The organism is Methanoplanus limicola DSM 2279 (assembly GCF_000243255.1).
Classification (GTDB): Archaea; Halobacteriota; Methanomicrobia; order Methanomicrobiales; family Methanomicrobiaceae; genus Methanoplanus; species Methanoplanus limicola.
In genome coordinates this window covers 378066-392705 of the sequence record NZ_CM001436.1, presented here as the reverse complement: position 1 = coordinate 392705, position 14640 = coordinate 378066, and the positions used below count along the sequence as shown (strand labels likewise).

The 14640-nt window shown below is 44.2% G+C and carries 13 protein-coding genes, 1 tRNA gene and 1 pseudogene; 10 read left to right on the top strand and 5 right to left on the bottom strand.

Going from position 1 to position 14640, the window contains the following annotated elements:
• Positions 1-34: 34 nt before the first annotated feature.
• Entirely contained in the window at positions 35-862 is an 828-nt protein-coding gene (locus METLIM_RS01910; RefSeq protein WP_245543571.1) for a viperin family antiviral radical SAM protein, read from the bottom strand.
• 120 nt (positions 863-982) lie between these two features.
• Positions 983-1780, bottom strand: coding sequence for a hypothetical protein (locus METLIM_RS01905; RefSeq protein WP_004076169.1), 798 nt, complete (start codon positions 1778-1780; stop codon positions 983-985).
• Between the two features lie 287 nt (positions 1781-2067).
• Here METLIM_RS01905 and METLIM_RS17480 point away from each other — a divergent pair.
• From METLIM_RS17480 to METLIM_RS01880, 6 genes and pseudogenes are all read left to right on the top strand, one after another.
• Positions 2068-2229: pseudogene (locus tag METLIM_RS17480) on the top strand (ArdC-like ssDNA-binding domain-containing protein); the annotation flags it as partial.
• A 75-nt stretch (positions 2230-2304) separates the two neighbouring features.
• Positions 2305-2739 carry a zincin-like metallopeptidase domain-containing protein gene (locus METLIM_RS01900; RefSeq protein WP_281034218.1) on the top strand — a complete coding sequence of 145 codons (435 nt, stop codon included), beginning with the start codon at positions 2305-2307 and terminating at the stop codon, positions 2737-2739.
• A gap of 823 nt (positions 2740-3562) precedes the next feature.
• Positions 3563-3647 (top strand) — tRNA-Leu (locus METLIM_RS01895).
• 383 nt (positions 3648-4030) lie between these two features.
• Positions 4031-5017 (top strand): ROK family protein, encoded by a 987-nt coding sequence (locus METLIM_RS01890; RefSeq protein ID WP_004076168.1) that lies wholly within the window; start codon positions 4031-4033, stop codon positions 5015-5017.
• 122 nt (positions 5018-5139) lie between these two features.
• The gene (locus METLIM_RS01885; RefSeq protein ID WP_004076167.1) at positions 5140-5724 is read left to right on the top strand and encodes an HD domain-containing protein; all 585 of its coding nucleotides are present in this window, start codon (positions 5140-5142) and stop codon (positions 5722-5724) included.
• Between the two features lie 148 nt (positions 5725-5872).
• Positions 5873-7459 (top strand): AAA family ATPase, encoded by a 1587-nt coding sequence (locus METLIM_RS01880; RefSeq protein WP_004076166.1) that lies wholly within the window; start codon positions 5873-5875, stop codon positions 7457-7459.
• A 415-nt stretch (positions 7460-7874) separates the two neighbouring features.
• Here METLIM_RS01880 and hcp read toward each other — a convergent pair whose 3' ends face one another.
• On the bottom strand, positions 7875-9497 hold the full coding sequence (hcp, locus tag METLIM_RS01875; RefSeq protein WP_004076165.1) for a hydroxylamine reductase: 1623 nt from the start codon (positions 9495-9497) through the stop codon (positions 7875-7877).
• 87 nt (positions 9498-9584) lie between these two features.
• Here hcp and METLIM_RS01870 point away from each other — a divergent pair, with 87 nt between their 5' ends.
• The 4 genes from METLIM_RS01870 to METLIM_RS01855 all read left to right on the top strand — a co-directional run bounded on the left by METLIM_RS01870 (position 9585) and on the right by METLIM_RS01855 (position 12787).
• On the top strand, positions 9585-9944 hold the full coding sequence (locus METLIM_RS01870; RefSeq protein ID WP_004076164.1) for a winged helix-turn-helix transcriptional regulator: 360 nt from the start codon (positions 9585-9587) through the stop codon (positions 9942-9944).
• Positions 9945-10086: 142 nt separating this feature from the next.
• Positions 10087-10653 carry a 5-formyltetrahydrofolate cyclo-ligase gene (locus METLIM_RS01865; protein ID WP_245543570.1) on the top strand — a complete coding sequence of 189 codons (567 nt, stop codon included), beginning with the start codon at positions 10087-10089 and terminating at the stop codon, positions 10651-10653.
• A gap of 14 nt (positions 10654-10667) precedes the next feature.
• Complete coding sequence (fhcD, locus tag METLIM_RS01860) at positions 10668-11567, top strand: formylmethanofuran--tetrahydromethanopterin N-formyltransferase (protein ID WP_004076162.1); 900 nt, start codon at positions 10668-10670, stop codon at positions 11565-11567.
• A 218-nt stretch (positions 11568-11785) separates the two neighbouring features.
• Complete coding sequence (locus tag METLIM_RS01855; protein WP_004076161.1) at positions 11786-12787, top strand: tetratricopeptide repeat protein; 1002 nt, start codon at positions 11786-11788, stop codon at positions 12785-12787.
• Positions 12788-12868: 81 nt separating this feature from the next.
• On the opposite strand, the gene METLIM_RS01850 is transcribed toward METLIM_RS01855, so the two are convergent.
• Together METLIM_RS01850 and METLIM_RS01845 are read right to left on the bottom strand one after the other, a co-directional pair.
• Positions 12869-13378, bottom strand: a complete 510-nt coding sequence (locus METLIM_RS01850) for a hypothetical protein (protein WP_004076160.1) — start codon at positions 13376-13378, stop codon at positions 12869-12871.
• Positions 13379-13480: 102 nt separating this feature from the next.
• Positions 13481-14518, bottom strand: coding sequence for an AI-2E family transporter (locus METLIM_RS01845; protein WP_004076159.1), 1038 nt, complete (start codon positions 14516-14518; stop codon positions 13481-13483).
• Positions 14519-14640 lie beyond the last annotated feature (122 nt).

Sequence of the window (14640 nt, the reverse complement as noted above, 5' to 3'; positions counted from 1 at the left end):
TATCATTCCTGAATGTTTAAATGAAGGATATTTATTATGACCATTCATATATTGCGCCTCTTTCCTGATACTTCATCTCGGATACAAAGTTATCTATTCCCTTTTCTATTACTTCATCAAGTGGATAAAGTGTCACTTTTCTACCGGCATCGCTTTTAACAAAGCCGCCCGGAGTGAGCATAAAATAAGAACTCTCCATATCATCTGCTGATTCAAAGACAGGAGATGTGCCGTTTTCAAGCAGGACATTCCTGTGACGCTCTACAAAATATCTGAAATCCCCCGCCGAAATCTCCAGGTCTCTTGCAAAGTCGTTTTCTCCGTCAATGTGCATCATCTGAAGAACCTTCCACCGGTCAGGGTTTAACATCCGAATCAGGGGGATCATATTCTCCTGAAATGTAAGAGCAGTCACACAGGTGTTTACTTTAAGTTTAATCCCGGCCTGATGCAGATATATTGCCGATTCCAGGCAGTTAGATACATGATTTCCTGTTCCACGGCCAAGTTCAGCCTCAACAGTGTCAAGGGATGAATCAATGGAAAGTCCTATCCAGTCAACAATTCCGGCCATTTTTCTGATCTTGGACGGGTTTAGTTTGGAACCGTTTGTGGTTATTGACACTGTCATTCCAAGTTTTTTGGATTCTCTGCAGTAATCCAGAATTCCTGGATGGAGTAATGGTTCCCCGCCGGCAAAATTTATTTTTGTCATTCCTGCATCGGCAAGTATCTCTAATATTTCCAGTCCCTTATCATAGGGGACAGTTCCGTCATGGAAATTCTGTGCAAAACAAAATCTGCATCTGTAATTACACCGGGGAGTGATGTGCCAGTTGACAGATTTTATAGTGGAGTGCATGGGCATATACAATAAGTCAATAAAAGCTCATATAGTGATTTGCAGTAACAGTTACATATTTTTGAAATTAATTTCTTCTCTAATAAATCTGAGATTTTCAAACATGTAAAATGAAAGGAATTATTCTCTTTTACCCTCGGATTCAAGCATTCTCCAGGTAAAAATTCCGCCTGGCAAAAGCCTGTATTCTTTCTCTCTTCCCCTTCCACGTTCTTCAATTAAATCCCATCCGGGAACGATTTTTCCTTTATTATTCTCATATTCAAAAAACATCCTGTCAAGGTCACGTGAAAACCGGACTTTATCTTTATTGAGGGGTTTTTCATTGGATCCTTCCTTTATTATCCCGGTTTTTGCCATAACAAGTCTGGTTTTCATCCATCCTTCTTCCGGTTCGGAATTATTGTTATTTACAACACTTCCAAGTGCGAGAATTATCTTTTTTTGTCTTTCGTCTAGATCTTCTACATGCATTTTTGGAATATGTAGTTCAAGAAATGAGTTACTCGTGCGAGTTACACAAACTCTGCCCCCAAGCCAGATTGCCATTAGGAAAAGGCCGGCTGTAAAGAGAGCAGTGCCTGCTGTAATATTAAATGAGAAGAGAGCATCCGGGTGTTTTTCCTGCCTTATTTTTAATACAGCGTCCCTGATTGATTCAGTGCGAATATCCGGAATACTGAATTTGTTGAATATACGCTGATTTTCTATTTTTACAAACTTTTCAACTTCTTCAATTGCCGCTCTGATTTTGGGTTTTTCAGATTTTAAAAAATCAGAATCTTCAGGACAGTCTTCCATGATTGCTTCTTCATAGAGGACATAAACGTGGGTTGGATTCAGGTTTTGTACTGTGGTAAAATATGTATCATGTATATGTGCCCCTGCACTGATGAAAAGTATGTGTTCCTGTGGCATATTTTGATATTATAATCATAATTGCAAAATAGTTTCTATTTATTGTAATGATTACTGATGTTTGTGATTGTAATCTGTCTTTTTATTGATGAAGAAGACATCCGCAGGTGCGGGCGGTATGTCATATTAGTACCACCTTACGAGGGAGGGCGGCCCTCTGCCATATCCCATGGAAGAGGACATGGGGGACATTTGTCCTCTATTATGTCCCCTATTAATGTCCTCAGTTGTAAGGAGTACAGAGGGATTAACAGAAATCCAACTTTTCGGGACATTCTCACTGGGGTACATACCGGCAGATCCAGGCTGCCGACGGGCAGGTCAGAAGAGGAGAGAAGGCTTCGGGGATTGTGGTCTTCTGGTCTATGGATGAGGTAAAAAAGGAGATTAATACCCAGGGCGAGGAGGTTAAGGTCAGGCATGAGAGGCAGTTCCCACTCTGCAGGTACTATAAGGTCTTCAATATCTCCCAGTGTGACGGCCTGGATCACCTTTTGGAAGGGGACAATGATAATGAGAGGATCATGTCCTGTGATGAAATTATCCGGAAGAACAGTCCGGTTGTGACAGCCGGAGAGCCGGCTTATTCTCCTGTAAAGGATGAAATACACATGCCGGAGATCTCTTTATTTGACTCTTCAGAGGCGTATTACTCAACATTCTTTCATGAGCTTACGCACTGGTCGGGCCATTCCTCCAGGCTTAACCGGAAGGGAATTACAGAGACGGCCCGCTTTGGCAGTGAGGTTTACAGCCGGGAAGAGCTGGCGGCGGAGATGGGTTCCGCCTTCCTCTCCGCAGTGTGCCGGATTGATACGGGAGAGGTTCAGAAGAATACTGCTGCTTATATTTCCGGTTGGCTCAGCCATATTAAGAAAAGTAGTGCAAAGGATCTTATCGGTGCTGCTTCGGATGCACAGAAAGCGGCTGATTTTTTGAGCGGGGTAACTCCTGCCTGAAATCAGTTATTTTTCCGGACTTGAAGGGCAGACTTCTTTCATGAGGCATTCACTGCACTTGGGGTTAGCTGGCCGGCACCAGTTCCCGACAAATGCTGTACTTAGCAAAGGCGCTGGATTTAGGGTTCAGTCTTTAGGAGTTTATGGGTATTGTAGATTGGTGTATCGCTTCCTGGTCTTTGAGGAATGTTATATGCCTGGTGTGCTTTGATCTGTGATGTTGTCGGGCAGCATATGAGGAAATGATGATATTAATTTCTAATGTCGTTTAAGGTATGTTTAAGTCGGTTGTGAGTTTGACAGTGGGGTCTTTCCGGATGCCTGATGGGTTGCTTCTCTGTTTTTTTGATCAGATATTTTGAAATTATTTTTCTCCGGCTGGTTCCCGGTTTAGGAGGGAACGGTATGTTATGAAATTTGTATGGTGGCAATTCTAATTTTTGTTTTAATGAGTTTTTCTTTGGTTGCGCGTGGATTTAAGGGGAGATTTTGAGTTTTTCCTGCCGGAATGCTGAATGTTTTTTTGTTGTGGTTCTTTTTTGCGGGGCCGGGTGGTACAGTCTTTCAATGCTATTCTGCGCGGGTTAGAATGTTAAGTATTAAATATGAAATATTTACAGTTTTTTTCTAAATTTAACCAATCAAAAGCTTTATTTGTGAGTGGTGCGTATATAGTAGTGCAGAGCAGAGGTTAAATTTGATTTACAGCTCAGATTTCGGTCTGATTGTGGAACTCGTGCCTCTCGCACTGGCGTCCAGATATTATTTATAGGTCCCTCAGGCTCAGAGGCGCTGAAATTATTGAGTCCTGTTATTAATCGGCGCGAGGATTGCCAAGCCCGGTCAAAGGCGCCAGGTTGAGGGCCTGGTCTTATAGAAGTTCGCAGGTTCGAATCCTGCTCCTCGCATTTTTCATTCAGGTTAGAATCCTGGAAATTCTTTTTATAAACTAAAATTAATTCTCTTCTATGCTTTAACAGGAACCTTTCAGAGATTTTTCGTTTCATTATGCCTGCTTATCTGAATAAACAGCAGCTTTAGCCCCGTACAGGGATTACTGAAACATGGTCTGTTAAGAACCATTACCCTTTATGCAGTTTAATAACTGCAAATATTCCTGCAACTGTCACCGGTTGCACAGGACATCCTTCTTCCTGTTTTAAACCGGAACAGCAGGCAGTGATCGCCGGCCTTATAAGGGGAGTTCATAATAGTCACTCATGAGCAACGGATCACAGACGATAGATGAAAAATATAAGTATTTCATAGGAGATCCAATCAGAGGTGAAAAATGAATAAAAAAAAGGAAATATCTGTTGCAGCGGCAGACATAGGTGCGACCCATATAAGGAGTGCGGTCTTTACCGGAGAATCAGCCGGAAATCTCAGTTGTGATGTCTGCCGGAAGGAAACAATCTGCCGTGACGGGCCAGATGGGACAGCAGTGACAGAACAGGCAGTCCGTATGATCAAAACCGCCTGCAATGAAGCAGGGTGCCGACCGGACGCAATTGGAATAAGTGCAGCAGGGCCTTTTTCTGCCGGAAAAAATAGCATACATCTGAGTCCAAACATGCCTTATGCTGAGATACCTCTTAAAGCACCCCTTGAAGATACTTTTTCCTGTCCGGTCTTTATCCTCAATGACGCTTCGGCCGGTGCGTACTGTGAATATATCACCGGAAGAGAGTGCGGAACATGCAGAAATATTGTATATCTGACTATTTCAACCGGAATTGGCTGTGGAATCATCTCAGATGGCCGCCTGATAGAAGGGGCAGACGGCAATGCCGGAGAGATCGGCCACATATGTGTGGATACGTCCTACAACATGCCCTGCGGATGTGGTGGAAGCGGACACTGGGAGGCTTATGCCTCAGGTAGCAGGATGCCACAGTTCTTCTGTGCCTGGTGTCGGCATAATGCACCAGAACGAAAATCAGCACTGCCGGGCACCGCTGCGGAACTATGTAATGCTGCCCATTCTGGCGACCCGGATGCCACTGCATTCTTCCGTGAACTTGCGGTGATAAACGGATGCGGACTTTCCACCATCATTTCTGCATATGCACCCAAAAAGATCATTGTGGACGGTCCGGTTGCAACGGAAAATCCGGATATCATTTTTGAACCTGCATTAAAGCACATAGATGCATATCTCCCAATCCCGGAGATAGTGTTAGAGGGTGCTGATGGTATGGCCCCCCTTAAAGGTGCTGCACTCTTTGCCGGAATGTCTCTAATAAGACAGAACTGCAATATACGCTCAGAAGACTGAGAGATTATTCCTCCCTTCCTGTAAATAGCCCCGATCTATTTTTTGCCAACATATTTTTGATAGGTGCTGATCCCTTATCTCCGCCGGGCACCAACATTTCTAACAGGATGATAGACACAGAAATGAATGACATGCTGGCATATGTCGAAACTTTCTTCAGACATTCAGGATCACACGGCCTCGATCACACCCTCCGCGTTACCCGCCTCTGCGAAGAGATCGGTCCTGCCGGGGGTGCTGATATGCGGGTCCTCATACCGGCTGCCCTCTTCCATGATGTTGCCCGTCCGATGGAAAAGGAAACCGGCATCCCGCATGAACAGGAAGGAGCACGGATTGCAGAAGAATATCTCCGGTCAAATGGCTACGATGAGAACCTAATCCCGTCAATCGTCCATGCGATACGTACCCACCGTTACAGCACAGGCGCAGAACCCAAAACTCCGGAAGCGAAGATCCTCTCTGACGCCGACAAACTCGATGCCATGGGAGCAGTAGGGATTGCACGGACATTTATGCAGGCAGGCGAACACGGAGACGGCATCGGAGACGCTGTCACTCACATATATGAAAAACTGCTGAATCTTCGGGTTATGATGTATACAGATGCCGCAGCGGAGATAGCCGGACAGAGGCACGCACTTCTGCAGCAGTTTGCAGATGCACTAAAGGACGAGACAGAATGCAGTATTTCATCATCGGCATAAATTATTTCTTTATCCGGATAAAAAGCTTCCCGGCTACAGATTCTTCACCGGAAATGTGGTTTATCACAGGGAAGAAGCCACAATAACCGGACTGTGATCTCATGTGATGATAAATTCTATCAGCAATCAGATTTAATTAAACTATACCATGAGGTTTTTCAATACCGCAGGTCCGGTCAGATGCAGTGAACATTACTGCCTCCCTCCACTTTCACGTTTTGATCTGCCGGAAATACTCTCTCTTATTGATCAGAAGAAGTACTTTATCCTCCATGCACCAAGGCAGAGCGGAAAGACATCCTGTCTTCTGGCTTTGCGTGAACTCCTCAACCACGAGGGCAGATATTCTGCACTCTACATAAACATTGAAATGGCACAGACCGCAAGAAATGACGTCAGCAGAGGTATGAAGGCAATTCTAAGTGAACTTGCTTTTCAGAATGAAAGGACGCTTGGTGATTCAGCTCTCTGTAAAAACATATCCCGGAGCATAGAAGATTACGGTGAAGATGCAGCACTGAATGTTGTCCTGTCAGAGTTGTGCCGGAGACTAAAACGCCCTCTTGTCCTTTGCATTGACGAGGTGGATGCACTTGTCGGTGACACACTCATTTCACTCCTGCGCCAGATCAGGTCAGGATACCCTTCAAGATCTGAATCATTTCCGGTCTCAGTTATCCTCTGTGGTGTCCGTGATGTCCGGGATTACAGGATACATTCCGGAAAGGAAAAAGAGATAATAACTGGCGGCAGTGCCTTTAACATCAAGGCAGAATCCCTAAGGATTGGCAATTTTTCAGAAGAAGAGACCAAATCACTTCTGTTCCAGCATACGGAAGAGACAGGTCAGGTCTTTGAAGAAGATGCTCTTAATGAGATATGGCGTCTTACCTGCGGACAGCCCTGGCTCGTCAATGCACTTGCATATGAGGTATGTTTCAAACTCAAAGAGGGCAAAGATCGTGAAAACCCTATCACAAAAGCCCTTGTAACGGAAGCTAAAGAAAACCTCATAAGGAGAAGGGAGACACACCTCGACCAGCTTGTTGATAAGCTAAAAGAAGAGAGAGTCAGGAGAGTAATAGAACCCATGCTCACCGGAGAAATATTTGAGCAGAGTTTCAGGACTGACGATATAGATTACCTTGTGGACCTTGGACTGATCACACAGGCAGAAAACGGTGCCATCTCAATTTCAAACCCGATATATCAGGAGATCATACCAAGAGAACTGAGCTGGGAGGCCCAGTCCGGAATGGCTCTGAATACAGAATGGTACATCGCTCCGGACGGAAAACTTCAGCTTTACAAACTCCTGAAGGCATTCCAGCAGTTCTTCAGGGAGCACTCTGAAAGCTGGACTGATATAGCCCAGTACAAAGAGGCCGGCCCTCAGCTCCTCCTTCAGGCGTTCTTACAGAGAATTGTGAACGGCGGCGGAGAGATCACCCGCGAATACGGACTTGGCATGGGCAGGACAGACCTGTTTATACTATGGCAGCTCCCAAACGGAGAGTCTCAGCGGTTTGTAATAGAATGCAAAATCCGGCACAGGTCACGTGAAGCAACTATTCAGAGGGGCACTGAACAGGTGGTGAAGTACGCTGACCGGTGCGGTGCTGAAGAGATTTATCTGATCGTCTTTGACAGGTCGAAAAAGAAAAACTGGGACGACAAAATCTTCACCGAAGATCTGACCTGTGAAGAAAAAGAGGTCACTGTCCTTGGTATGTGACGCCAAACAACCGTATTATCTGATAAAAATCATAAGCCACCCGTCCAGGTTTTATAATATTTCAGCCTGAACCCTTCAGTCAAAGGTCCAATCCACCCGAAAATACACTCTGATTATTTCTTCCCTGGGTCAAGGACTTTATCTAAACCCTGTAAATATTTTCCCTGAAAGATGATCAGCAACACTGGTGGTTATAATCCGGATATAATTAAAAAAAGGTATCTACAGACAATTTCAGGAATGGGTTGGGGGGATTAATAATATTTAATCCTGAAATGATCCGTTATATCTGCGTGATGTTTACTGCACTATATTTCTTTCCATTTTATTCTGCGATTGCACCATATTTACTGGATTGTAAAAATTATTTGCTACATCTGCTTTGTATTAACATTAAAAACATGATGGGAGTATCTCATGGCACCATAATCTTCATATCTTCCTCAACCGTGGTGTTCTTCCGGATACCAAAGTTATCAATAAGCACACCCAAAACTCCGGGTGATACAAATGCCGGAAGTCTCGGACCAAGCGTAATATCCTTTACACCCAGATGCAGTAGTGCTAAAAGAACAAGCACAGCCTTCTGTTCATACCATGCAATATTGTACGAGACCGGAAGCCCGTTTAAGTCAGTGCCGAAGGCATCAGCAAGCGCCTTTGCAATCACCACAAGTGAGTAGCAGTCATTGCACTGACCTGCATCAATCACCCTTGGAATTCCTCCGATGTCGCCGAGATCGAGGTTATTGTACCTGTATTTCGCACATCCGGCAGTGAGAATGACTGCGTCCTGAGGCAGTGCCTTTGCGAATTCGGTATAATATTCCCTCTCCTTCTGTCTGCCGTCACAACCTGCCATAACAACAAACCTCTTTATCCGGCCCTGCTTAACAGCGTCAATCACAGCATCAGCAATTGAGAGCACAGCATGGTGTGCACATCCGGTGATAAGTTCATCAGTGTAACCTTCACCTTTAACCGAAATATCCTGCGGAGGACTGCATCTCTTTGCATGCTCAATAACTGCTGAGAAATCTTTACTGCCGTTATCAGATTCAGGGATGTGTTTCACACCGGAAAAACCTGTAGGGCCGGTGGTGTAAACCCTGTCGATGTATGATTGAGCCGGCGGCACAAGGCAGTTTGTTGTGACAAGGACAGGACCGTTGAAGCTCTCAAATTCCTTCTTCTGGTGCGGCCATGAACCGCCGTAATTCCCTACGAGATTTTTGTATTTCTTCAGCCCCGGATATGCGTGTGCCGGCAGCATCTCCCCGTGTGTATAGACATCAACACCCGAATTTCCGGTCTGGATAAGCAACTGCTCAAGGTCCTTTAAGTCATGTCCTGTGATGAGAATGCCCGGATTTTTGCCGGCAGATGTTGATACGACTGTTATCTCCGGGTTTCCATATGCTGTGGTGTTTGCCCTGTCAAGATCTTCTAACACCTTAACTCCAATCTCACCGCATTTAAGCACCCATCCAACCATCTCATCTGTGCTGAGATCGGCAGTTGTTGACGCAAGGGCATCCTCCATGAAATCTGTTACCTCCTTATCCTCAGACCCGAGGGCAACAACGTGGTAGTAGTAAGCACCAACACCCTTTAAGCCATAGATGAGAAGTTCGCGAAGTGATCTTACATCCTCGTTTTCCGTTGCTAAAACTCCGTTCTCAGAGCCTTTCTTTACTGCAGCCTCAATGTTTGCAGGTTTCCATGTGCATGTATCATGCTCACATTCAACTGCCGGCAGTGAATCCCTCATCTCAACTGCCTTTGTTATAAGTGAATAGAGCCTCTCATTGTCAAAGTTGACATTTGTAAGTGCGGCAAAGAGTGCCTCTGCGATAAGATTGCCTGCTTTTTCATCTGCCACACCGGATTTCCGTGCCTCAATATTTCTGAGGGAAAGTCCTTTTATGGTATATATCAGGCAGTCCTGAAGTGTTGCGGTTGACTCATCCTTTCCGCATACTCCCTTAACCGTACATCCGCATCCCTTTGCGGCTTCTTCACACTGGTAACAGAACATAGTTTTGTCTCTCCTTTGTATATTTAAGATACAAAATATCATTTTGATACTAAATTATAAATACTGGTGAGTTTCTGAAACTATACTATGCACAAGGACTGCACAGTGTACAAAACCGCTATGTACCTGACGAAAAAATGGGCTTTGCTGATAATATTTGAGCTGTACAAAGGGGAGAACTACACCCGGAGGTTTTCAGAATTAAAGGACTCGCTTGATGGTATAACTTCAAAAGTCCTCTCACAGAGATTAAAGGAACTTGAGGAGGAAGGGCTTGTCGGGAGGAGGGTTGATGCCGGAAGTTTCCCTGTCAGGAGTGAGTATTACCTCACTGAGAGCGGACTCGGACTTATTGATGTAATTAAACATCTCAAAGTGTGGGCACTTAAGTATAAAATTGACAACATAGACTGCGGCAACCAGAACTGCAAAGACTGCATACTCTGACAAATCCTCAAAATTCCGGATGTAGCTGAGTGTCAGATAAGATTAAATTAAATCTTATATAACATTTTGATAATTTTCCTGCAACTATAACAATAAATATCTATACAGAAAATTTATTCCTATGCCTCAGAATTTTTCAGATTTGCGCGAAGCTAAGAACAAAATGCGCGACATTATGCGAAACAGGCGCGATTCACTGACGCCTGAGGAGAAAAAAGTCAAAGGGGAAGCAATCTGCAGTCATTTCTTTTCACTTGTAAAACCGGGTCAGACTGTGATGGGTTTTTCATCAAAGGATATTGAAGTGGATACAAATCCGCTCCTGCAAAGACTTCTTGACGAAGGATACGATCTTGTGGTCCCTATCATCGTAAAGGAAGATTACAGCCTCAGGTTATCATACCTAAGAGACCTCTCCCACCTCGTGCCAAGCACATTCAATGTCCCTGAACCGATAGGAAATGAGATCCCCGTCCCTGATGGTGCTGTTGATGTTGTTATTCTGCCAATGCTCGGGTTTGACAGGCGTGGCGGCAGACTTGGATACGGCTCAGGTTACTACGACAGGTTCCTTGAGAAAAATCCGGATGTGACAAAGATCGCCCTTGCTTTTGCCTGCCAGGAAGCCGAAGAACTGCCTCTTGAGGACAATGACGTCTTAATGGACTATATCGTAACCGAAGACGGAGTAATAAAAACCGGAAATTAAAGGGGGTAAAAACCATGAAGATAGAAGGCACTGAGATTGTTGATACATATGCGGAGGCATTTCCTATATGGCTCTCACGAATAATCATTACAGCAGATTCCCTTGAGCTTGCAATGGTTGCCGCAACCGAAGCCACCGGATTTGCAACCTCAACGATAATGTGCCCCTGTGAGGCGGGAATTGAGAGATACTATTCACCGGCTGAAACACCGGACGGGAGGCCCGGTGTATCCATATTCATCTGCACTGCCAGAAAGAGCATGAAGGAGAATGTCTCGGCCAGAATCTCACAGTGTGTGCTTACAGCCGCAACCGCGTCCGCATTTGACGGATTTCCGGATGCGAAAACAAGATACCACATTAAGATGCACTACTTCGGGGACTCATACGAGAGCCGCTGCATAGTCGGAGGCAGAAAATGCTGGAAGATCCCGATTATGGAAGGGGATTACATCGGAGAGGAGTCATTTGGTGCAGTCAAAGGTATCGCAGGCGGAAATTTCCTTATTATGGGTGAGGACAGGCAGTCTGCACTTAAAGCGGCACAGGCGGCAGTTGAGGCAATAAAAAACCGTGAGGGAATCATAACCGGATTTCCGGGCGGGATTGTTGCAAGCGGTTCAAAGGTTGCAAGCAAAAATTACAGGTTCCCGATGTCAGCTAGCACAAATCACAGGTTCTGCCCTACATTAAAGGATAAAATCGAGGATTCACTCGTCCCTGACGGTGTAAATTCAATCTATGAGATTGTGATAAACGGCACTGATGAAGAGGTAATTGCGGGAGCCATGAGAGACGGCATTTTGGCGGCAGTGAAGGAAGAAGGTATTCTCTATATAGATGCCGGTAATTATGACGGCAAACTTGGCACAAACAACTTCTACCTCCATGAGATCCTGAAGGATTCAGTCTGAAATTATAACATTATATCCGGAAATATCCTCTGAAGATATTCCGGAATCAATATTGATTTATGGGGTATGCCCTGTCAGCACTTACAGTATCAGTACTGACATGGAGTGCTCTGAAGGATTATATTATCACCACTGTCTGGTATAAATACAAATAAGCAAATAATTACTCTGTGAAATCTAAAATATTAAGGGCTTTTTTAGCTCTCACAGTTATATTTATGCTGTTTTTTACTCCTGTGACAGCCTCTCCGTCATCCGGTGATCTGACTGATGCTGGATATGTTGCACTTGAGAGCGGTGACAACAGAATGGCAAAAACTCTCTTCACACGGGCACTTGATACTGGTGGACAGAATTCACCTCTTGCATGGGCAGGTCTTGGAAAAGCATTATGGAATGATTCGTCATCCTTAAATGAAGCCTCCTATACTGCCTTTAACAGGTCACTGGAATGCGTTAATGCCAGTTCAGAAGACTGGAATGCTGTATTTATGGTATTTTTTAATGAGCCGGTTAATGATTTTGAACTGGCATATTCTGCCGGACTGAAAGCTCTGGAGGCAGACCCGGAAGATGATGTCGCATGGAATTATTTTGGCTGTGTTATTGACGGACTTGCCCATAACAACAGTGATGCAGATTTAAATGAGCCGTTTGATGCTTTTAAAAAGGCCATGTCTTTAAATCCAACGGCATTATACTCCGGCAATGTAGCTTATTATGCAATTGTTACCGGAAATTACAGTTATGCTGTTGAAATAACAGATCAGGCCGTTGAATATTACAGTCCGGATGAGTGGTCTAAGGGAACTCTGTTCTTTTTAAAGGCACTGGCACTTGCTGAAACGGGAAGTTCAGAAGAGGCACTTGAAAATATTGAGCTGAGCAGAGAGGCCTATAATTCAGACGAATCATTTGAATGGGATGAATATTTCTATGCAACTGACGGAATGGTCAGTGCAATTGCCTTAAACGATCTTGGAAGGTCTGATGAATCGGCAGAGATACTGGCACGTATTGATACTGACAAATTAGACGATTACATGCAGGGCCTGTTATTCACTCCTGAGCGTTATATGGACTTATATGGTGTGGCACTTTCAGGTCTTGGAAGGACAGATGATGCTGCTACGGCGTTTGAAAAATCACTGGAGTACAACATCGATTATATTCCTGCAAAGAACCACCTTGACAATCTGAATCAGAAAATATCTCAATGATTCCTGAAAAATTCATTCTTAGAGTATAACTTTATATCCGGAAATATCCTGCAAACCCGGCAGGATTCCGGTAGGAAAAAACTACTTTTTTCTTATTGCTTTCAGGAGCTTATCCGCCTTTTGTGACCCAAGAAGGATCTTCCTGCCGTCTGCAAATGTTAACATAACACCTTCATTTCCTCTTATGGTGTATGCCCTGATATTTCTCCTGAATCGTATCCCCCAGCCGCCGTATTCCATTATTGGCCGGTATTTTACCTCTTCTGCGGCAGAGATTTCAGAGAGGGCCGTCTCCCTGTAGTTCACGTGAACCGGATAAAACCTGAACCTGAGAGACCTGTCATCCACGCTTATCTCCAGTCTCAGGACTGCGAAAAATGCGGGGAATAATATTCCAAATACTGCGGCTATAAGTATTACGACAAAATCAGGAGCAGGGTTGTTTCCGAACGGAATTCCGGCAATGATCTGCAGATAAAAGGAGTACCATGATACGAGCAGAAGGATACCAATAATTAATGCAATCAGAATCCGGTTAAACCTCTGCACTTCGTAATATTCTCCATCAGGTTTCAGGTATTTATCTCCCATAATTCCATAGTTGTCTGGTATCAGTTATTATTTCTGCTGCTTCCCGTAAGTCTGCGGGGAGGCCTCAGGTCGGATCTCTATTCAGGCGTCCGGAAATATTAATCAGCCTTTCCTGAATCTCTCCGGGATAATTCTGTTGTTTTTCATCTTCTCACTATTTATAAGAATTCCTGCCGCCGTAATCATAAGTGCCAGCAGCAGCGGGCCAAGTACAAGCCCTGACATTCCAAAGATATAAATTCCCCCGAAAAAGCCGATCCACATAACCGCCGGGTGGACAAGTGTCCGCCTCCCCATAAGGACAGGTCTTAGAACCAGATCCGGAAAAGCACACACTACCGGATAACCGATTCCGGCAAGGAGAAGTGCCCCTGTGTAATCTCCCACTGATACAGAATAAAAAGCCAGTATTACCATCATAATTGACGGGCCTATGACCGGAATCAGCTGAAATATTGCCGCAATAACAGAAAGCTCAATGACATTGTCAAACCCCAGCAGATAAAAAAAGGGAAGAGCCAGGACAAAGGTTACCGCTGATGTGACAAACTGGACAATATAGACTGCATAGAGTGTGTCTTTCCCCTTTATTTCCATAATACTGAGAATCTCAAGTGATCTTTGCGGGAGAATTCCCTTTAGTCTCTCCCAGATTCTCTCCCCATCTTTAAGGAACAGATAAAGCAGAACAAAGAATATTATGAACCTGAACCCTGAATAAATAACTGAGTTTATTATTGAATATATAATCCCGCTGAGAAACCCGCCCTCTCCGAAGAGTATGTCTGAAGCCATATTGTCTGACATCGGCACTGACTGTATTGAGTCGTGATTATCAACCCACAGCAATATTTTGTCAAACATTTCACCGGCATAATCTGAGATTCCATATATGATCAATAACAGGAGTGCTGTAAGGACAATGACTGATACCAATAATAAAAATACAATTGTAAGCGAGGCTCTCCTCTCAGAAATCCTGCGGCCCAGACTCCTCTTTACCGGCATTAATACTACGGCTATTGTCACTGCAAATACGAGCGCATCCATGACAGGGAGGAATGCAATACCTGCCGATATGAGTATTAAACCACAGAAGAAGAGAATGACTACAGATACTCTGTCATGGTATAGGTTCATAATCGCTCAGGGAAAATAATGCATGCATTGTTATTAACTGATCTGATTGTATAAAGGGCGCAAAAGAATAATTATTTCTCTTATGTGCAATAATACTACAAATCAGTAAATATGTATTTATA

Coding starts and splice junctions, on each gene's coding strand:
- METLIM_RS01910 (WP_245543571.1), bottom strand. CDS start 862: ATGCACTCCACTATAAAATCTGTCAACTGGCACATCACTCCCCGGTGT.
- METLIM_RS01905 (WP_004076169.1), bottom strand. CDS start 1,780: ATGCCACAGGAACACATACTTTTCATCAGTGCAGGGGCACATATACAT.
- METLIM_RS01900 (WP_281034218.1), top strand. CDS start 2,305: ATGTCCTGTGATGAAATTATCCGGAAGAACAGTCCGGTTGTGACAGCC.
- METLIM_RS01890 (WP_004076168.1), top strand. CDS start 4,031: ATGAATAAAAAAAAGGAAATATCTGTTGCAGCGGCAGACATAGGTGCG.
- METLIM_RS01885 (WP_004076167.1), top strand. CDS start 5,140: ATGAATGACATGCTGGCATATGTCGAAACTTTCTTCAGACATTCAGGA.
- METLIM_RS01880 (WP_004076166.1), top strand. CDS start 5,873: ATGAGGTTTTTCAATACCGCAGGTCCGGTCAGATGCAGTGAACATTAC.
- hcp (WP_004076165.1), bottom strand. CDS start 9,497: ATGTTCTGTTACCAGTGTGAAGAAGCCGCAAAGGGATGCGGATGTACG.
- METLIM_RS01870 (WP_004076164.1), top strand. CDS start 9,585: ATGCACAAGGACTGCACAGTGTACAAAACCGCTATGTACCTGACGAAA.
- fhcD (WP_004076162.1), top strand. CDS start 10,668: ATGAAGATAGAAGGCACTGAGATTGTTGATACATATGCGGAGGCATTT.
- METLIM_RS01855 (WP_004076161.1), top strand. CDS start 11,786: ATGCTGTTTTTTACTCCTGTGACAGCCTCTCCGTCATCCGGTGATCTG.
- METLIM_RS01850 (WP_004076160.1), bottom strand. CDS start 13,378: ATGGGAGATAAATACCTGAAACCTGATGGAGAATATTACGAAGTGCAG.
- METLIM_RS01845 (WP_004076159.1), bottom strand. CDS start 14,518: ATGAACCTATACCATGACAGAGTATCTGTAGTCATTCTCTTCTTCTGT.